At 54.3% G+C, this 18,912-nt stretch carries 18 protein-coding genes and 4 pseudogenes; 16 read left to right on the top strand and 6 right to left on the bottom strand.

Features of this window, described 5'->3' with window-relative positions:
* Nucleotides 1-62: 62 nt before the first annotated feature.
* The 4 genes from UCMB321_RS15975 (at nucleotide 63) to UCMB321_RS15960 (ending at nucleotide 3,449) form a co-directional block, all read left to right on the top strand.
* Entirely contained in the window at nucleotides 63-1,061 is a 999-nt protein-coding gene (locus UCMB321_RS15975) for a fumarylacetoacetate hydrolase family protein (protein ID WP_040068521.1), read from the top strand.
* 97 nt (nucleotides 1,062-1,158) lie between these two features.
* On the top strand, nucleotides 1,159-2,088 hold the full coding sequence (locus UCMB321_RS15970; protein ID WP_040068519.1) for a VOC family protein: 930 nt from the start codon (nucleotides 1,159-1,161) through the stop codon (nucleotides 2,086-2,088).
* 19 nt (nucleotides 2,089-2,107) lie between these two features.
* Nucleotides 2,108-2,458, top strand: a complete 351-nt coding sequence (locus UCMB321_RS31790; RefSeq protein WP_040068518.1) for a Rieske (2Fe-2S) protein — start codon at nucleotides 2,108-2,110, stop codon at nucleotides 2,456-2,458.
* A gap of 88 nt (nucleotides 2,459-2,546) precedes the next feature.
* On the top strand, nucleotides 2,547-3,449 hold the full coding sequence (locus UCMB321_RS15960) for a SphA family protein (RefSeq protein WP_040068516.1): 903 nt from the start codon (nucleotides 2,547-2,549) through the stop codon (nucleotides 3,447-3,449).
* A 28-nt stretch (nucleotides 3,450-3,477) separates the two neighbouring features.
* Here UCMB321_RS15960 and UCMB321_RS30745 read toward each other — a convergent pair whose 3' ends face one another.
* The gene (locus UCMB321_RS30745) at nucleotides 3,478-3,639 is read right to left on the bottom strand and encodes a hypothetical protein (RefSeq protein WP_157015972.1); all 162 of its coding nucleotides are present in this window, start codon (nucleotides 3,637-3,639) and stop codon (nucleotides 3,478-3,480) included.
* Between the two features lie 164 nt (nucleotides 3,640-3,803).
* Here UCMB321_RS30745 and UCMB321_RS15955 point away from each other — a divergent pair, with 164 nt between their 5' ends.
* From UCMB321_RS15955 to UCMB321_RS31785, 6 genes and pseudogenes are all read left to right on the top strand, one after another.
* Nucleotides 3,804-4,154 carry a PAS domain S-box protein gene (locus UCMB321_RS15955; protein WP_040068514.1) on the top strand — a complete coding sequence of 117 codons (351 nt, stop codon included), beginning with the start codon at nucleotides 3,804-3,806 and terminating at the stop codon, nucleotides 4,152-4,154.
* Between the two features lie 215 nt (nucleotides 4,155-4,369).
* Nucleotides 4,370-4,642: an IS66 family insertion sequence element accessory protein TnpB gene (gene tnpB / locus UCMB321_RS15950; RefSeq protein WP_040068512.1), complete on the top strand. Its 273-nt coding sequence runs from the start codon at nucleotides 4,370-4,372 to the stop codon at nucleotides 4,640-4,642.
* An 18-nt stretch (nucleotides 4,643-4,660) separates the two neighbouring features.
* The gene (gene tnpC / locus UCMB321_RS15945) at nucleotides 4,661-6,193 is read left to right on the top strand and encodes an IS66 family transposase (protein WP_040068510.1); all 1,533 of its coding nucleotides are present in this window, start codon (nucleotides 4,661-4,663) and stop codon (nucleotides 6,191-6,193) included.
* Between the two features lie 54 nt (nucleotides 6,194-6,247).
* Nucleotides 6,248-6,883 carry a response regulator transcription factor gene (locus UCMB321_RS15940; RefSeq protein ID WP_040068508.1) on the top strand — a complete coding sequence of 212 codons (636 nt, stop codon included), beginning with the start codon at nucleotides 6,248-6,250 and terminating at the stop codon, nucleotides 6,881-6,883.
* A 26-nt stretch (nucleotides 6,884-6,909) separates the two neighbouring features.
* On the top strand, nucleotides 6,910-7,644 hold the full coding sequence (locus tag UCMB321_RS29525; RefSeq protein WP_052451256.1) for a methyl-accepting chemotaxis protein: 735 nt from the start codon (nucleotides 6,910-6,912) through the stop codon (nucleotides 7,642-7,644).
* 53 nt (nucleotides 7,645-7,697) lie between these two features.
* Nucleotides 7,698-8,087: pseudogene (locus UCMB321_RS31785) on the top strand (sensor histidine kinase); the annotation flags it as partial.
* Nucleotides 8,088-8,285: 198 nt separating this feature from the next.
* Here the strand turns inward: UCMB321_RS31785 and UCMB321_RS30140 are convergent.
* Nucleotides 8,286-9,101 carry a FadR/GntR family transcriptional regulator gene (locus UCMB321_RS30140; RefSeq protein WP_040068505.1) on the bottom strand — a complete coding sequence of 272 codons (816 nt, stop codon included), beginning with the start codon at nucleotides 9,099-9,101 and terminating at the stop codon, nucleotides 8,286-8,288.
* A 159-nt stretch (nucleotides 9,102-9,260) separates the two neighbouring features.
* On the opposite strand from UCMB321_RS30140, the gene UCMB321_RS15925 reads away from it, so the two are divergent.
* The 6 genes from UCMB321_RS15925 to UCMB321_RS15900 all read left to right on the top strand — a co-directional run bounded on the left by UCMB321_RS15925 (nucleotide 9,261) and on the right by UCMB321_RS15900 (nucleotide 16,555).
* Nucleotides 9,261-10,217: a dihydrodipicolinate synthase family protein gene (locus tag UCMB321_RS15925; RefSeq protein WP_040068503.1), complete on the top strand. Its 957-nt coding sequence runs from the start codon at nucleotides 9,261-9,263 to the stop codon at nucleotides 10,215-10,217.
* Between the two features lie 134 nt (nucleotides 10,218-10,351).
* Nucleotides 10,352-11,467 carry a BMP family ABC transporter substrate-binding protein gene (locus UCMB321_RS15920; RefSeq protein WP_040068660.1) on the top strand — a complete coding sequence of 372 codons (1,116 nt, stop codon included), beginning with the start codon at nucleotides 10,352-10,354 and terminating at the stop codon, nucleotides 11,465-11,467.
* 8 nt (nucleotides 11,468-11,475) lie between these two features.
* On the top strand, nucleotides 11,476-12,552 hold the full coding sequence (locus tag UCMB321_RS15915) for an ABC transporter permease (protein WP_052451254.1): 1,077 nt from the start codon (nucleotides 11,476-11,478) through the stop codon (nucleotides 12,550-12,552).
* Nucleotides 12,553-12,560: 8 nt separating this feature from the next.
* Nucleotides 12,561-13,481 (top strand): ABC transporter permease, encoded by a 921-nt coding sequence (locus UCMB321_RS15910; RefSeq protein ID WP_425338574.1) that lies wholly within the window; start codon nucleotides 12,561-12,563, stop codon nucleotides 13,479-13,481.
* A gap of 49 nt (nucleotides 13,482-13,530) precedes the next feature.
* Nucleotides 13,531-15,048, top strand: a complete 1,518-nt coding sequence (locus UCMB321_RS15905) for an ABC transporter ATP-binding protein (protein ID WP_040068656.1) — start codon at nucleotides 13,531-13,533, stop codon at nucleotides 15,046-15,048.
* A gap of 13 nt (nucleotides 15,049-15,061) precedes the next feature.
* Nucleotides 15,062-16,555 (top strand): CoA-acylating methylmalonate-semialdehyde dehydrogenase, encoded by a 1,494-nt coding sequence (locus UCMB321_RS15900; RefSeq protein WP_040068499.1) that lies wholly within the window; start codon nucleotides 15,062-15,064, stop codon nucleotides 16,553-16,555.
* A gap of 118 nt (nucleotides 16,556-16,673) precedes the next feature.
* On the opposite strand, the pseudogene UCMB321_RS15895 reads toward UCMB321_RS15900, so the two are convergent.
* The 4 genes and pseudogenes from UCMB321_RS15895 to panB all read right to left on the bottom strand — a co-directional run.
* Nucleotides 16,674-16,940 (bottom strand): annotated as a pseudogene (locus UCMB321_RS15895) (amino acid transporter); the annotation flags it as partial.
* A 54-nt stretch (nucleotides 16,941-16,994) separates the two neighbouring features.
* Nucleotides 16,995-17,237 (bottom strand): annotated as a pseudogene (locus UCMB321_RS15890) (transposase domain-containing protein); the annotation flags it as partial.
* A gap of 120 nt (nucleotides 17,238-17,357) precedes the next feature.
* Nucleotides 17,358-17,864, bottom strand: coding sequence for a MaoC family dehydratase (locus UCMB321_RS15885; RefSeq protein WP_052451253.1), 507 nt, complete (start codon nucleotides 17,862-17,864; stop codon nucleotides 17,358-17,360).
* A 16-nt stretch (nucleotides 17,865-17,880) separates the two neighbouring features.
* Nucleotides 17,881-18,444 (bottom strand): annotated as a pseudogene (gene panB / locus UCMB321_RS15880) (3-methyl-2-oxobutanoate hydroxymethyltransferase); the annotation flags it as partial.
* Between the last annotated feature and the right edge of the window lie 468 nt (nucleotides 18,445-18,912).

Below are 18,912 nucleotides of genomic sequence, written 5' to 3'. Positions count from 1 at the left end.
TTAGCCGTGCAAACCTAAATGCCGGCTCTCAAGAGTCATTTCAATAAAAAGAGGGAGAACACATGAAGCTAGGCCGAATTTCTGTAAATGGGCCCGACGGAGCGGAAGCGCGTCTGGTGCTCGTAGTGCCAGAAGAGAAGCGCGTCATCGACCTGAAACGTGTGCTCCAGGAGCAGTTGGTCAAGGAGGGCTCTACTCGTGAAGCTTCGTTGAAGTACGCAGAGGCTGTTTTCCCGGGCAGCATGTCGGCGGCAATCGCCCTGGGTGCGCCATTTATCCAGGCGGCCGAAAGGATCAACGCAAAGCGGCCGGATGCGTACTCCACTTCATTCGAGCACGTGCAGTGGTTGCCGGCATCAGACCCATCGGTCGTGCGTGATGGCTTGACGTTCGTAGGCCACATCAAAGGCTTTCATGAGAAATTCAAGCATGCGCCTACTCCTAGCCTTCTAAAGGTGCCTGGCTATTTCAAAGGCACGCCCCATACGGTCATCGGGCATGAAGCGGAAGTCCCGTGGCCAGGCTATATCGAGCATATGGACTACGAGCTCGAGCTGGGCTATGTCATCGGTAAGCGTGGCGAAAGTCTGCGGCCTGAGAACGCGCTTGATCATCTATTCGGCATTACCATCTTCAATGATTTCAGCTCCCGGGATCGTCAAGCGATCGAGATGCCGATTCAGATGGGGCCGACCAAGTGCAAGGATTTTGCCTACGGTATCGGGCCGTGGATCACCACGGTGGACGAATTCAAAGATCTCGATCGGATCGGCATGGAAGTTCGAGTCAATGGCGAGACGTGGGGTAAAGGAGACAGCTCCAATAAATTGTGGACGATAGCTGAGCTCATTGCTTGGGCAAGCCTGGGCGAAACCATTGTGCCGGGCGATGTAATTGGTTCGGGTACGATGGGGGGAGGGTCCGCTCTTGAACTGGATCGCAGGCTCCAGCCGGGTGACGTTGTCGAAATGATCGTCGAAGGAGTCGGAACGCTTCGCAACACGATGGGGCAACCGATCGCTGGCCTCTGGTGGCCTGAGGAACGTAAGCCGTTCATGTGACGTGTGCGTGTCATTCACGAGCACATCGAAGATATCAGGCCCGATTTGAAGAGTGGGCCTGACACAACAAAAACTCAATCTTTGATTAGGTGTTGAAATGAACATCCTTGGCCCAGACACATTGTATTTTGGTGTTGATGATGTCGCGCTCTGCGAGCGCTTCCTGAAGGATTACGGTCTTGAGCCTGTAGGGGACGGTCGGTTCGAGGCGCTAGACGGAACCGGTGTGGTCATCAAGCGTGGCGATGATCCAAGCCTGCCTGCTTGGAACTTGCCTACTGCAAATATGTTGCGCAAGACCGTGTATGGCGTGAAAGACGCCGCCACGCTGGACAGCATCAAGCAAGAATTCGACGGTGAGCGTGAAGTCAAGGTTTTGGCGGATGGTTCGTTGGAGTTGGTTGATGATCTCGGCTTCGTGCTGGGGTTTCAGATCTCGGTAAGAAAGCCGCATCAGTTGAAGGCAGAGCGGGTAAACGCTCCGGGTGATGTTCACCGCCCCGCGAACATCACCGGCGTCAGCATCGACACCGCAGAACCCGCTCCCAAGCCGCGGACGCTTTCCCATGTGGTTTATTTCGTTCCTGATGCCGAAAAGGCTGAGCGTTTCTACGCCGATCGTCTTGGCTTCAAGGTCACGGACAAGTTCATCGGAATGGGCCCGTTTCTGCGTCCTGCCGGCACTTCGGATCACCACACGCTCTTCTTCATCCAAACGCCGCCTCAGCTGCAGGGATGTGAGCATTTTACGTTCCATATGGGCGGGCCGACGGAAGTCATGAAAGCCGGCTACGCCTTCGCTGAGAAAGGGTGGGAATCGTATTGGGGCCCGGGGCGCCATCGTTTTGGTTCGAACTGGTTCTGGTACTTTAACAGCCCAATGGGCTGCCATATCGAGTATGACGCCGATATGGATCAACATGATGATGATTGGTCGCCACGGTTGGCACCTGGCATTGTCGATAATTCTCAGGTGTTCCTGTTTCACTGGCGTGAAAAATGGGCGCCAGGAGGAAAACCTGAATAAGTAGGAGGTTAAGTCGAGGATGGCAAACGCCAATCGCCTAAGGCTTTGCCATCTCGAACAACTTGCGCCAGGTAGCGCTCTGGGATTCAGGACGAAAAGCATAGGTCACGATGATCTTTTTTTAGTCAACGATGGCCGTAGCATTGTTGGCTACAAAAATTCTTGCCCCCATTGGCCTGGCTCAACCATGCCATTGCTGAAGGATCGCTATCTCGATAACGACTCCCGATACATAGTTTGCAGTGGGCACGGCGCGTTGTTTGAGATCGCTTCAGGTCTGTGCATAAAAGGCCCCTGTCTTGGTCAGTACTTGACCGCTGTGAAGTTGGAAGTGACTGAGGTGGGAGAGGTATTTCTCCTGGGGGAATAAGTGTTCAGGTGTTTTGCGCCGAACGGCTATTCCTTTTGCGTGTGCGTCAATTACTGTTGCCGAAAATAAGAACAAGAAGGAAAACGTGATGAAGATTTCAGCTGATTATCGTCTGGCTTTTTGTGTGGGCGCTTTACTGTTCGTCGGTAAGGCAATGGCTCTCGAGGGTGGCACTTCCAGCTATCCAGAGGGTATTGTGACCGTCATGAGTGGTGCAGTGGGTGCACCCGGCGACACCACCGTCTACAGCTACAACAAACTTATTGACATTGATTCCGTTCGTGATGGACAAGGGAATAAGGTGTTTCCTGAGGCAAAAGGAAAAATCCACGCTCACGCATTAAGGGTAACACATACGCTTGATGGGCTCACATTGCTCGGCGGTAACGTTTCATTGCAGGTTGCAGTCCCTTACATTGATGGTCACTTGGACATCCCTGCATTGGGGCCGGCCGGTAGCGGCCACTCGAATGGCATGGGCGATCCGTTATTCGGTGCCCTGGTCAGTTGGCAGTCTCCGACTTACCTTCATAACGTGGAGTTGGACTTTGTAACCCCTTGGGGGAAATATGATCCGCATGCCCTGGTCAATCCAGGTAACAATAGCAAGGCGATTTATGCCGCTTATGCCTTCACTTGGTTTCCATTGCCGCAGGTCGAGGTGAGCTCGAAGATCAGCGTTAACTATAGTTTTGAAAACCCCAAAACCGATTATAAGTCCGGTGTGCAGGTGGTTGCTGACTACGGTGTGAATTATCGCCTGACTCAGAACTGGTTGGCGGGTATCGGGGGGTATGTTTCAACGCAGTTGAGTGACGATCAACTCCGTGGCGATGATATTGGTAATCGTACCAAATCAATTAAGGTCGGTCCGCAGTTTGGCTATGCAAATCGGGATTGGGGCGTTATCGCGACTTATCAAAGCGACGTCTATGCCCGGAATACAAGTAAGGGTGATACATTGATGCTGAACGGATTTATTAAATTCTAAGCGCTGCTGCCTTTGTTGCGCCTGGCTTTCACATGTAGGCGCATTTCATTGTGGAGGTTTCATTGTGTTGTAAGAGTGTTAATGGGCGCTCCCTTTTACTTTTGCCTCTTAATGCAATGGTGTTGGCGGTGACTTCTTCAGTGGTGGCGCTCATCCGGTTGACCGCCATGGAGGCTTGATTTTTCTGCATCTGCAAACCCTTGCTATAAGGGATAGACGTTCTGTTGTTTACCTATGAGGGAGACTCATAAAGCAGGGATGTTCGGGGGGTGGTAATGCAAGATCGTCGCTCAATGTAGCGTGGATGCGCCATTACCAAAACCAACACCAATAGCGCTGTCTCTAGGAGCTGCTATGCGACAGAACCTGCCGGTAACGGGGCGTAATCTCGAACTCCCACAGGATGCCAACATCCTCTCTACAACTGACACACAGAGTTTCATCACCTACGTCAACTCGGATTTCATCAAGATCAGCGGTTTTACCGAGGCTGAACTACAAGGACAAAGCCACAACATCGTCAGGCACCCGGACATGCCCGCCGCCGCTTTCGAGCATATGTGGGCGACCTTGAAAGCTGGGCGTTCCTGGATGCGGATTCCACGCCATCCGGCCAGTCATTCCACACACATCCGGCCACCTGTTCCACGCTCATCCGGCCAGGCAGTCGGAGCGCAGCGACGCAGGTTCGCATTGTTAGTCTGAAGTGCCCGCCGTCGTCAATTTCGTCGAGCGCCTGCGCATTGATTGTAACCGCTCCATGAAACCCACATTCTAAGCCGCCACCGGATCCCTGATGCTGTGCTCCCAATTCCCTCCGGAGCCAGCTCACCATGATGTGACCCGATGCCAAAGTCGAAAAAGTCTATCTCTATCCCAAGCCTGTAGACTTCCGAAAATCCATCGACGGCCTGGCCGCTTTGGTCGAGCTGGACATCAAGGTCGCAGTGTTCGACCCCGTACTGTTTGTCTTTCTCAACAAGCCTCGCAACCGCGTGAAGATTTTGTACTGGGAACGCAATGGCTTCTGCCTGTGGCTCAAGCGCCTGGAATCAGAGCGCTTCAAAACATCACCCGCTGTCACCGACGAGGCCATTGTCCTGACCGTGCAGGAACTTAACTGGCTGCTTGACGGCTTTGACCTCTGGCGCAACCGCCCTCATCAAGTTTTGACGCCTCGATACGTGGCCTGATTCGGTATAATTCCGGGCATGATTTCCATGCCCCAAGACCTTCCTGATGATCCTGCTCTGCTCAAGCAATTGCTTGAGCAGATGATCAATGAGCGTGCGTCCGACAAGGGCAAGATTGTTCATCTTGAAGAAGAGAACGCACTGCTGCGCCAGCGACCGTTTGGGCGTAAAACTGAGCAAACGGTAGATCCAGCGACGCCGCAACTGGCCCTTTTCAATGAGGCGGAAAGCGTTGCGGAACCTGGCGACGAAGTTTCGGAAGAGGAAGTTGTTGCCCCGGCCAGGCGTCGTGGTAAATGCAAGCCTCTGCCTGCTGATCTTCCGCGTGTCGAAGTCATCCACGAACTTCCCGAGAATGAACTGACATGTGCCTGTGGCTGCCGTAAACACGCCATCGGTGAGGAAGTCAGCGAGCAGCTTGAAATCGTGCCGATGCAAATCCGCGTGATCAAACACGTTCGTAAAGTCTATGGTTGTCGTGGCTGCGAGACAGCACCGGTCACTGCGGACAAACCGGCTCAACTGATCGAAAAAAGCATGGCCAGCCCAAGCGTTCTGGCGATGCTGCTGACGACCAAATACGTCGATGGTTTGCCGCTTCATCGCTTTGAAAAAGTGCTGGGGCGTCACGGTGTCGATATTCCGCGCCAGACCCTGGCTCGTTGGGTCATCCAGTGCGGTGAACACTTTCAGCCCCTGTTGAATTTGATGCGCGATAGCCTGTTGTCCAGCCGCATCATTCACTGCGATGAAACTCGTGTGCAGGTGCTCAAGGAGCCGGGGCGGGAGCCAAGCAGCCAGTCCTGGATGTGGGTGCAAACCGGTGGTCCTCCAGACAGGCCGGTGATTCTTTTTGACTACACCAGCAGCCGAGCGCAGGAGGTGCCGTTGCGCCTGTTCGATGGCTATCGCGGCTACGTGATGACCGACGATTACGCCAGTTACAACGTGCTGAGCGTACAGGCCGGCGTCGAGCGCCTAGGTTGCTGGGCCCACGCGCGGCGCAAATTCTTTGAAGCGCAAAAAGTGCAGCCCAAAGGCAAGACGGGACGCGCCGACATCGCGCTGAACCTGATCAACAAGCTTTATGGCATCGAGCGTGACCTTAAGGATAGCGGTGATCAAGATCGCCAAGCCGGTCGCCATGAGCGCAGCCTGCCGGTACTGGCTCAGTTGAAAAGCTGGATGGAAAAGACGCAGCCACAGGTCACGGCTCAGAACCCACTGGGCAAAGCCGTCGGCTACCTGGCGAGCAACTGGAGCAAACTTGAACGGTATGTCGAGCAGGGTTACTTGCCGATAGACAACAACGCTGCCGAACGTGCGATCCGGCCCTTCGTCATCGGTAGAAAGAACTGGCTGTTCAGCGACACGCCCAAGGGCGCTACGGCCAGCGCACAACTTTATAGCTTGGTCGAGACCGCCAAAGCCAACGGCCAAGAACCCTATGCGTGGCTACGCCACGCACTGGAATGCCTACCACTGGCATCCTTGGTTGAAGACTACGAAGCTCTCCTGCCGTGGAACTGCTCGCCGGTGTCGCCTAGCTGAAAGCGCCACCCATCTTGGAGTCGGTGGGGTTTATGGAGCGCTTACGATGATGCCATGCTCGGCGAGGCCATCTGCGATGGTGCTCGCCAGGCTGGCTGGAGCATCGATCGTGCCATCGATGGCAAAGCTGCGCGCATAGCGCTGGTCGACCATGGCTATGCGGCTGTACTGCTGGATATAGGGCTGCCCGGCGACTCAGGGCTGGCGGTATTGCGCTCGATGCGTTTGAACTGCGACGCGACCCCGGTGTTGATACTCACGGCTCGGGGCCAATTGAGCGAGCGAATTGAAGGACTGGATGCAGGTGCAGACGACTACCTGGTCAAGCCGTTTCAATTTGACGAGCTGTGGGCGCGTTTGCGCTCTGTGTTACGTCGTAGTCGCGGAAATGTCATTCCACTGTTTACTCAAGGAGACCTTCAAGTCGACCGCAGTCGCAGGTTGGTCAGTAAGGGAGGGGTCAACGTGCCGCTCAGCGCTCAGGAGTACCGCACGCTACTGGCGTTGCTTGATCGGCTTGGCCATGTGGTGCCCCGTGACTATCTGCAGGGCAGGGTTTACGGCAACTCGCACCTGGTGGAAAGCAACACAATAGCGGTATTCATCCATCAATTGCGGCGCAAGCTTGGCGATGATCTGATCCGCACCGTGCACGGCCACGGTTACATCATCGGGTCACCCGCCTCGTGAAGCCCACGTCACTGCATGCTCGAATAATGTTGGTTTCAGCCGTGGTGATTGCATTGTGCTGGGTGGGCGCTCTTGCCATACTCTCGGCCTACTTTACCTACAACACCACCAGTACCTGGGATGAAAAACTAAAGATCATCGCTACCCAGATCCTCATGACAATACCCGCCAACAGCAAATTAGCCGGCATGCGAACACAGGGCATGCAACCGGGCAATCCGGCATTGGCTGACAAGGAAAATCTGGTTTTCCAGGTTTGGTTCAACCAACGCAATTTAGTAGCAAGCACGCCTAATGCGCCCAATGAAGCGCTGCGGCCTGACTTCAAGGATGGCGCTACCTCAAGTGTTATTGGAGACCAACGCTGGCGCGTCTATTCCGTGGCTGACAGTACCGGCCTGGTCAACGTGCAAGCGGCTAATCTGCGCAGCATTGTCGATCAGGAAATTCAACATCAAACGCTGATTGCAGTGGGGCTCGCGACATTTCTGTTACTGCTGGCGGGAGCGCTGATGTGGTGTGTGTTGCGCAACACGCTCATGCCTGTCGTAGCTTTGGGCAAGACTATGCGTGAGAGGCGTAGTTTTGATCTGACACAACTGCCGACAGCGAGATTACCCAGGGAGCTTCATCCACTGGTTGCCTCCTTCAACCACATCCTCCAGCAGCTAGACGAGGCGGTTGAGGCCGAGCGTCAATTCATTGGTAACGCGGCACACGAACTGCACCGCTTTCCACTTTGCAGGCACACGCTCAGATAGCGTTGCGTGCACCATTGGCAGCCGACAAGGATGTAGCTTTATCGAAGCTGCTGATGGTGGCTCAGCAAAGTTCGCGTCTTACCGAGCAATTGTTGGACCTGGCCCGACTCACGGCAGGCGGCCGAGCGCCCAATCACGGTCTCGCTGACCTAAGCGAATTGGTGCTGCACGTTGCCCATGAGTTCGATATCTACGCCACCCAGCAAGAGCGCACCTTGTCACTTGCTATCTCGCCCTGCATGGTGCGATGCGATATTAACGAAATAGGCATTCTGCTGCGCAATCTTGTCGACAATGGACTGCGCTATACCGACAAAGGCGGGCATGTACACGTCAGTTGTGGTTACCGGGCAGGGACAGATCGGCGCGTCTATCTCGAAGTAGCTGACAACGGTCCCGGCGTACCCATAGAGGAGAGAGCCTTAATCTTCGAGCGGTTCTACCGCAAGGCGGGCGTACAGAAGAACGGGGCAGCGGAATTGGACTGTCCCTGGTCGCAGGCATTGCCCGGCATCACTGCGCTACCATTGAAACTCAACAAGGACTCAATGGGCGCGGACTGTCGATATGCGTCACATTTGCGGCTATCCGCAACAAAGCCCGTCTGCCTGCCGGGTTCTGACCACCGTCCCGACAGACCGTCAACGAGGCTCGAATCCTCGCAGTTGCGGGGCCATTTCGGAATCCAGAATCAAACGGCCATCGAGACAACCATTCAGGCGAGCTACGAACGATTCTGCCTCTTCCATGTGTTCCTTCATGAGCCTTCTCACTTCGTCCGCATCGCGATTTCGCGCGGCATTCAAAATGGCTGTGTGGCAACGGACGTTCGCGCACCCGAAACTCACATGTTCATCTGCAGGCGTGTCGGTGCTGTAGACCACAAGACGGCGCAACAGCTCATTGATCAATTGGCAAAGAAATCGAAGGAAAGGATCGCCATTCGCTTCGGCGAGCAGATCGTGAAAATCCAGATCGGATTGGCGTTGATCAAGCAATGTAGCGTTGCTGCCACAGGCGGGTTGGCAGGTCTCTATATTCGCCTCCAGTCTCGCCAGCTGCTCGTCGGTCAAATTGGCAACTGCGCCTGCTGCCAGCTCGGGCTCCAGAATGGTTCTGGCTGCATAGAGATCTTTCATGCTGATGTCTTGGAAAAACAAATAGTTTTGCATCAGCTGCAGGGTCCGTTCCAAAGGAACCTCGCGAATGGTAGCTCCGCCGGACGGGCCGGTACTGATCGTAATCAATCCCTGAACCTCTAAAGATTTCAACGCTTCGCGGGTCGTGCTTTTACTCACACCAAAAAGCTCTTGAAGATCTTTTTCATTTGGCAGGCGATCTCCAGGCTTGAGATTGCGCGCTGTGATGAGTCGCTTCACATCCTCGGTTACCAAATCGGCGCGCTTGGGCTGCTTGATTCGCACAGGGGAGGGTATGGAAGGAGGAACGCTCGACATCAGAAGACTCCATGGACGCAGAAAATTCGTTAGACGACCAGGCTCGAGCGTGACGGGCTCAAACGCTATGGCGCCGAACGGGCAGTATACCCTATTGCATCAGTTCTATTTATCATGATAAATACTACAAACCGAATAAATAGCTGAAAGGACTGCGATGTGGCTTCGTCAAATCTGAAAAAGTCGAGCACTGAGGTATGGGCGGCCATCCCCACCCCATTTTTGCCTACATTGGAGCTGGATCAGGACGGACTCAGGCACAACGTGCGCCGGTACCTGGAGGTAGGAATTCGCGGAGTCTTCTGCAATGGACTCATGGGCGAGGTGTGGGCACTGTCGATCGATGAACGAAAGCGCGTAGTGGAAACCCTATGTAACGAGTCAGGTGGTCGGCTAGGGGTCTCCGTGGTAATCACTGCAGCATCGATAGATGACACCCTCGCGCTGGGTCTGCACGCAAAGCAGCAGGGCGTAGATCATGTTGTGCTGATGGTTCCCACCGCGGGCCCGCGATCGGAAGAACAGCAAGTGGATTATTTCCAGCTGATTTGCAGTGCACTCGATATGCCGGTGGTCTTGTTCAACGCAGCAACTGCTGCAGGCAGCGCACTGTCAGCCCGCACCTTTGAGAAGGTATGTGAAATCCCTCAAATCAGAATGCTCAAGACGACCGCGTACCAGCAGAACGAGGCGCTGAGGTCTTCGGCACGTAACGGCGTGATCGTTTCCGATCCGCTGGAGGAGCACTACTTTGATAGCCGGGTTGCTCATCAACAGCCGATTCTGTACGCAGACCCGGAGCCCTATCTTTACCAGGTTCCCGGCATATGTCCCGTATCGAATTACATCGGACAATTTGATAACGGCGAAGAGTTGACAGCTATACGTGTCGAATTCGACAAAATTGATCCGATGCGCCAAGTGTTCAACAAATGGATTATGGATCCACTGATGCGAGGCCATATGCCAAATGCAGCGCTCAAGCATTGGTGCGACCTGATCGGTCTGGTGGGTGGTTCCGTCAGACCTCCTATTCGACCGTTATCGCTGTCCCAGAAAAAAGAGCTGGAAGAAGACCTGCGTCGCTGTAACGCGCCGGGCATCACCGTCAGCTAAGCATTAACTGAAATATCGTTGCTGAGAGACACAAATAGAGGCGGCTTATAGATGGCGAGTATGCCCACTCAGCGATGCGCTTCACCCGTTCACTGCCCAGCTTTATCTCCCACCCTGTCGCTTTGGAGATCATCATGAGTACTGGCAATTTTGACCGTCGCACCTTTCTACAGCTAATGGCCGCATCAGGCGTTATGGCCTATGGCATTACGAACAACCTCGCTTTTGGTTCTGATACGCCATTGACAGTGGGTATTTTATATTCAGGGTCCAAGCAGGATTATGGATATAACCAGTCCCACGCGCTGGCAGCAGCCGAGTTGAAAAAAATCCCCGGGATAAAGGTTGTAGAAGAGGAGAGGGTTCCGGAAACCATCGCTGCCCAGCGAAGCATGGAGGGGATGATTCGGCAGGATGGCGCCAAGTTGATCATTGCCACGTCGTTTGGTTTCTTCAAACCTCATGTACTGGAGATGGCTAAAAAGTTTCCAGAGGTGACGTTTGCTCATACGGGTGGACTATGGACAGAGGGAATGCCAGATAATGTCGGCACATTTTACGGGCATATTTTTGCAGCGCAGTACCTGTGCGGTATTGTCGCGGGCCATATGACAAAGTCTAAAAAGCTCGGCGTAGTGGCGGCCAAACCTACACCCAATTTAGTTCGAAGCATTAATGCATTCACCATCGCAGCTCGTTCGGTAGACCCCGCAATAACGGTGAACGTTATTTTTACGGGCGACTGGGTGCTGCCTGTCAGGGAAGCGGAATCTGCCAACTCGCTCGTTGATCAGGGTGTCGATGTGATTGCGTGCAGCATCGATAGCCCCAAGGTCGTGATCGAAACCGCTGAGAAGCGTGGCGCGATGTCTATCGGGTATCACTCGAGTCAAGCGGATGTTGGGCCCAAAGGCTTTTTAACAGGTGCCCAATGGCACTGGATTGTTCCCTACCTGCAGTTTGTAGCAGGGGTACAAGAAGGCCGGTCTCCCGCGCACGTTCTTCGCGGTGGCTTAGCAGAAGGTTTCGTCATAAATACGCCGTTCGGATCGGCTGTTTCGGCGGAGGCGAAGAGTGCCTTCGAGACAGCCCGTGCGGAGCTGATTGCAGGCACGAGAGTCATTTACTCTGGCCCACTCAAAGACAATAAAGGCAACTTAGTTATTCCTGAAGGTACTGCTTATAAGGATAGCGACCGTGCCCTTGATCCGATCAATTACCTCGTCGAAGGCGTGGTGGGTGAGATTTAGGAGCGCATATGGGACAGGTACTGAGTGTTAGCACACATCGAGTTCCCTGGAAGCCAAGTGCGATCCAGGCAAACATCGGATATCTCTTTGCAGCCGTTGTCATTGCATCGTTACTCTTTTCCGTTTTTGTTGCCTGCTATGGAAAGAACCCGCTGGAGGTTTTCACTCTCGTTTATATCGGTGGGTTTGGTAGCGGATTTGCGTGGCAGGACACCCTGGCTCGCGCCGCGCCGCTGATCCTTGTCGGGCTGGCTGTAGCTATCCCGGCCCAGGCCGGGATGGTCATCATCGGAGGTGAAGGTGCGTTGGTATTGGGAGGACTCGCGGGGGCAATGGTTTCGCTGCCATTTGTAGGAGAACCTGCTCTGCCGATGCAGCTTCTCATCCTCGCTTCGGGTGCATTGATGGGAGCAGGCTGGTTCGCGATTGTTGGCGCGTTACGCCAGTACCGGGCGCTGAATGAGACTATTTCCAGCTTGCTACTTTCCTACATTGGAATTGCCTTCTTTCACCATCTCACTGAAGGGCCTTTCCGTGACCCGGCAAGCCTGGATAAACCGTCTACCTACCCTATAGATCCAAGCTACATGCTTCCGGTGATTCCCGGGATCAATGTGCACATTGGACTGGTCATCAGCATCGTATTGGCATTACTGGTTTTTTTTATCATGCGATTCACCTTCTGGGGGTTCGCACTCAAGGTCGTAGGTGGTAGCGCCAAAGTAGCCAGGATGGTGGGTATATCGGTTAACCGGTGGGTGATCGGCGCAACGGCGATCGCTGGCGCGATGGCGGGTCTGGCGGGTGCAATCGAAGTGTCTGCAGTGCAAGGCACGGCGAACTCATCGCTGATCGCAGGTTACGGAACCAGCGGAATCCTGGTTGCCTTCTTATCGAGGCATCACCCGCTGGCAATCATTCCAGTGGCTTGTTTGATCGGGGGCCTTCAGGCAAGCGGTAGCCTGTTGCAGAGGCGTCTGGATCTTCCTGACGCCACGATCCTGGTCTTCCAGGGGCTTATCTTCGTATGTGTGCTGTTGGCTGACGCAGTGGCACAGAAATCCAACGACGCCAAAGGTAGCTGATCATGGATATCATCGATATCGGTTGGGCCAGCTTGCCGCTTGCAATTATTGGCGGGGCGATTCGTGTCTCAACGCCTTTCATATTTGTGAGTTTGGGCGAGTGCATTACTGAAAAGTCCGGAAGAATCAATCTCGGACTTGAAGGGAACTTGATATTGGGCGCAATGGCCGGTTATGCCGTTTCATATCTCAGCGGTTCACCCTGGCTTGGCGTTCTGGCAGCAGGTGTAGCCGGGATGCTGTTTGGTCTGCTTCATGGCCTTCTTTGTAGCGTGAAACGAGTCAATGATACTGCCATCGGGATCAGTCTGATGGTACTGGGCACAGGGTTGGCTTTTTGCCTGGGCAAACCATTGATTCAGCCTAAAGCGCCTCCGTTGCCGTCCATTGATTTTGGGTACTGGTCAGATACTCCCCAACTTCGAGCCGCTCTGGATGTAAATGCGCTATTTCTCGTCGGCATTGCGTTGGCGATTGCAGTGTACTTTTTCTTCAATCGAACAGGTTGGGGACTGATGTTACGCACCGTTGGCGATAGTGAGGATGCTGCTAAAGCGTTGGGGTTCCCGGTGTTGCGTACTCGCATATTCGCGACCATGGCCGGTGGCTTCCTGGCAGGGGTAGGCGGAAGTTTTCTTTCTCTCTCTTACCCCGGCAGCTGGAGCGAAGGGCTATCGAGCGGCCAAGGCATCATGGCGGTAGCGCTGGTTATATTTGCACGTTGGCGTTCACTTCGGGCGCTGTGGGCGTCGCTATTGTTTGGTGGTGCTGGCGCAATCGGCCCCGCGCTCCAGGGCATGGGCGTCACCGGATATTACTACTTGTTCAACGCGGCTCCTTACCTTCTGACCCTGGCAATTATGATCGCTTCAACCTCACGTTCAGCGCCCTTCGTGGATGCGCCTGGTGAACTGAACTTGCACCGTTGATAACCACAGGTAGATAGGAACGCAGACCAGGAACGGAGAGGTGCGTGACATGACGGCCGTACAGTATGAATTGTTTAATATGACCAAGCGCTTTGGAGACATGACAGCGCTCGACAGAGTGAGTATTTCGATAGCCCCCGGAACTGTTCACGCGCTACTAGGTGAAAACGGTGCCGGGAAAAGTACCTTGGTCAAATGCCTGGTAGGTTTTTATCAGCCCGATGAGGGTGAAATTCACGTCGAGGGTAAGCATTGTCCCATCGGCTCACCTAAAGATGCTGATGCTCTGGGCATCGGGATGGTTTACCAGCACTTTACGCTCGTGCCATCGATGACCATCGCCGAGAATCTTGTGGTCAGTGCCGCAAAGTTACCCGCGTTGATCAACTGGAAAAGAGAACTGCAACGTTTATCTACTATTACCGAAGGCTTGCCATTCGCAATAGATTTGAATGTAAGAGTGTCTCAGCTTTCTGCGGGTGAAAAGCAGAAGGCGGAGCTTATCAAGCAACTTTATCTCGGCCGCCGGCTGTTGATTCTTGACGAGCCTACTTCGGTCTTGACGCCTGCCGAGGCAGATCAGGTGCTCGGTTATGTCCAGCAACTGACCCGGCATAAACAGCTCAGCGCGATTCTCATCACGCATAAGTTTGATGAGGTTCGGCGATTTGCTGACGACGTGACGATCTTGCGCAAGGGTATGTGCATCGCCACTGGCGCTGTTGCCAATCTGACAAACGAACAAATGGCTGAGGCAATGATTGGCGCTCCCTGCACTCGAGCCATTGTCGAGCGCGATTCACGTGTACCAAGTGTCGGCACACCATTGCTCAGCATTCACAACCTGACCGTAAAAGGTGACGTCGGTCTGAATGTCGTTTCAGGCCTCAATCTCGACGTACTCGCCGGCGAAATTGTCGGGGTTGCTGGAGTCTCAGGGAACGGTCAAACCGAAATGGTAGAGGCCTTGATGGGCCAGCGCGACAAGACCGGTACGGTGAAAATTGCAGGCAACGATTTCAAGGGTACGCGCCACGAAATAACTCACCTGGGCGTGTATGGACTGCCTCAGGAACCTTTGAAGAACGCCTGCGTGCCAAGGATGTCGCTGGCGGAGAATCTGGCGCTCAGAAACTATGATCGTCCGCCTATTCGTCGAGGGATCCTGCTGGATAGAAAAGCGTTGACCGAGCAAGCAGCCAGCCTGGTAAAGGACTTTAAAGTCAAGGCGGGTGGTTTGGGTGTCCGGATGAGCACCCTATCGGGTGGGAACGTTCAACGCGCTGTTTTGGCAAGAGAGCTAACCCAGAAGGTCAACGTTTTAATTGCGTCCAACCCGACCTTTGGCCTGGACTTTCTGGCGTGCGAAGAAACCCACCGAAGAATACTTGAGGCGCGTAATGCCGGGGCCGCTGTACTGCTGGTGTCGGAGGATCTGGATGAATTGCTGGGGCTGGTCGACAGGGTCGTTGTCATGAGCGCCGGTCGTATCGTCTACGAAGTCGCTGCCGAACAGGCAATGAAGCAAGTGGTTGGTGAGTACATGGCCGGCAAGGTCGTTAACTAAGCAGGGTAAAGTAATGAGCACAATCGGGCATTTCATTGGTGGCAAAACTGTATTTAATTCTGACGGGGACATCGTTCCGGTGTTTGATCCGGCGAAAGGCGCCGTCATTTGCAATGTTGCTCTGGCATCTCCAACTGATGTGGATGCGGCAGTAGAAGCCGCCTCGGCAGCTTTTCCTCAATGGTCGGAGACTTCACCACTCAAAAGATCCCGCGTGTTATTCAAATTCAAGGAGCTGCTGGATAAAAATCATGTCGCTCTTGCACAAGCGATCACTCGAGAACATGGCAAGGTTCATTCCGATGCAATGGGCGAAGTCACTCGTGGCATAGAGATCGTCGAATTCGCGTGCGGCATACCCAATTTGTTAAAAGGTGATCACAGCGACAATATCGGCGGTGGCATTGATAACTGGAACCTTCGGCAGCCGTTAGGCGTTGTCGCAGGGATCACCCCGTTCAACTTTCCAGTCATGGTGCCGATGTGGATGTTCCCCATCGCGATTGCTTGCGGCAATACATTTATCCTCAAACCTTCGGAGCGAGATCCCTCTGCGAGCATAATGCTGGCACAACTGCTTCAGGAGGCGGGGTTGCCCGACGGCGTGTTCAATGTCGTGCAGGGCGGTAAAACAGCTGTCGATGCGTTGATCGCGCACCCTAAGGTTGATGCGCTGTCGTTTGTGGGTTCAACCCCAATTGCACAATACATTTACACCGAAGCCAACAAACTCGGAAAGCGCGTACAAGCCCTTGGCGGTGCCAAAAATCACTTGGTGGTGATGCCTGACGCGGACCTTGATCAAGCAACAGACGCTCTGATCGGCGCGGCTTACGGCTCCGCGGGCGAACGCTGTATGGCGATCTCTGTCGCCGTTGTAGTGGGTGATATAGGTGACGCGCTTGTTGAAAAAATCGCCGACAGGGCCAAAAAACTGGTGATTGGTGACGGCGCTAATCCCGACTCCGAGATGGGCCCGCTCGTTACCGCGGCGCATAAAGAAAAAGTAGTGGGTTATATCAATAAGGGCATTGAGGAGGGGGCGCAACTGGTCGTTGATGGTCGAGACTATACCGTTAAGGGGCGCGAAAGCGGATTCTTTGTAGGGGCAACCTTATTTGATCATGTCTCTACCGATATGACGATTTATCGAGAAGAGATCTTTGGCCCGGTGTTGGCGGTCGTACGCGTCCCGGATATGGCGACAGCCATCAGCATCATCAATAACCATGAATTTGGAAACGGTGTTTCTTGTTATACGACTAGCGGTGGGGTCGCTCGCGAGTTTTCTCGACAAGTAAAGGTCGGTATGGTCGGTATCAATGTGCCCATTCCGGTTCCGATGGCATGGCACAGCTTTGGTGGATGGAAAAAGTCGTTGTTTGGTGATCACCACGCTTATGGGGAAGAAGGAATCAGGTTCTACACCCGATATAAAAGCGTCATGCAACGGTGGCCGGATGCTATCGGGAAAGGGGCGGAGTTCTCAATGCCGGTAGCCAAATAACAGGCCGCCCATAACGCAGGCTGGAATCGTTGAAAAACGATTCCAGCCTGCGTTGCAAATGAGTTGTGAAACAGCAACTCCAGGCGTTACGGAGTTGCCCCTCGGATAAAGATGAACATCAGCTGTAATGACCTGCCGAATCCGCAACGGGTTTGGGCTTGTTGGAGTGGGTCAACTGATAAGCAATCGCCAGCCAAATAAACCACCCCGGCATCACCATCAAGGCAATCCGGGTGTCAGGTCTCAATGCCAGAAGGCAGAGAACAAACCCCATGAACGCCAATGAGAACCAGGCCATCAGTACGCCGCCGGGCATCTTGTAGGTCGATTTCGCATGCAGCTCGGGCCGGCGTTTGCGATAGGCAATGTACGAAGCAAGGATGGTCTGCGCATTGTATGCGCTCCATGAACCCCACCTACCGCAAGACGGGACAACGGTTTACCGTGGCATCTCTGGCGAGCAGTTCCACGGCAGCAAGGCTTCGTAGTCTTCGACCGACGAGGCGTGCGGCAACCGATCCAGCACGTGGCGCAGCCACGTATAGGGCTCCTGGCCGTTAGCCTTGGCGGTTTCGACTAGGCTGTAGATTTGTGCGCTGGCGTCTGCCCCTTTGGGCGTATCGCTGAAGAGCCAAGCCTTACGTCCGATCACAAACGGTTTGATCGCCCGCTCTGCGGCGTTTTGCCGCTCAGCCCACAGAGTCACCTCCATCACGGCCGCTTCCAGGGCTAGTTGATTTTGATAAATCCTTTCCAGCACATCCGCCAGTGAGTACTCGCTTGCCACGGTTGCCGACCCCATTCAAAAGAACTCAAGCATAGCAGCGACAGTGCTGGTGATTGGAGCCGAAACAGGTTGCTTAATTTTTGCTACAGAGAAGGCGGCAGACGGAAAGAAGGTTCCGGGGAGAACGCCAGTTGTGGTCGCCTCCAGCACTGTGATGCCCTCTGCGTTGAGTACCCTGACTTCGGCTTTTGCATGACCATGTTCATCGATGTCAAGGATCAACCAGTGGCAGGCGATCGACTCTCCCGGGTAAACCGGCCGTTTGAATGCAAGGTTCATCCCTGTCGCCAGCCAGCCGATTTGCCCGCCAATTTCAGTGATGAGACTGGCTGTGAGCAGGCCATGGGCGATGGGCGCTTTGAACCTGCGCAGTTGCGCATAGCGTGCATCACAGTGAACCGGATTGTAGTCGCGGGAAATTTGCGAAAATTGGCGAATGTCCTCATCTGAAAAACAACGGAATATCATGAAGCGGTCGCCTATCTGTAAACCTTCAGCCGCGCGTTCTCTGGGGCTCTTCATAACGACTCCTGCGCAGTTAAAACGTATGTTCGGGACCTGGGAACGTTCCGGCCCCCACTTCAAGAGCAAAGTCTCTTGCCGCCGTGTGAAGCACCGAACGAAGGTCGGCGTACTGTTTGACGAATCGCGGTAGGCGGCCGCTGCGTAGTCCTGCCATATCCTGCCAGACCAGCACCTGGGCATCACATTGGTTGCCGGCGCCAATTCCGACGGTCGGAATTGAAATAGCCTCGGTTATCGCGCGGCCTACTTCACCGGGCACCATCTCAATCAGAACAGCGAAGGCCCCTGCTGTTTCAAACGCTTTGGCGGTGTCTATCAGGCGCTGCGCGTCTTCGCCCCGACCTTGAACACGATAGCCACCTAGTTGATGTTCCATCTGCGGCGTGAAGCCGATGTGAGCCATGACGGGAATGCCGGACTGAACGAGTTTCTCGACCTGGGGTAGCATTTCAACTCCTCCCTCGAGTTTGACCGCATGCGCACCGCCTTCCTTCATGAACCGGACGGCGGTGTGGAAGCATTGTTCCGCCGAGGCCTGATAAGAGCCGAAAGGGAGATCGGCGATGACCACTCCGCGAACTCGCCGAGCGCATGGGGCTGAACCTTTCCCCCTCATCATTGGCTACGATCGAGTCGTGCCTGACCCCCATGTGTATCAAGCGATAGCGCTACTTCCTGCACCGCCCTGGCAGTGAACTGCCCCAGAGAAACGTTGGTGCCGCCGAGGTGTCCAAACCATCTCCAAAGCCGACTTGGTGTTCGTGTGGCCGAAGTTCACAGCTCTGCGCTTCCCAAACTCACGATGGCACACAATCCCTCAATAAACTTTATCGTTAACCTAACCGTAATGATTTGGTTCCCGGCTTGATTGATGCCTCTGCCCATTAGCTCCTAAGGTAACTCCACGACAGCGAACCCGTGGAGTGGTCATGACAACAACAATATCCCCCGACTCGCGCTGGACGCGGCGGCGCAGCGAAAAGCAGCGGCGTCTCGATCAGGTGCGCGCCCTCGCCGATGGCGTGGTGCTGCCGACCGACAAGAT

This window comes from Pseudomonas batumici, assembly GCF_000820515.1.
Lineage (GTDB): Bacteria > Pseudomonadota > Gammaproteobacteria > Pseudomonadales > Pseudomonadaceae > Aquipseudomonas > Aquipseudomonas batumici.
The sequence above is the reverse complement of the archived record's forward strand: the minus strand, read 5'-3'. Positions and strand labels throughout refer to the sequence as shown.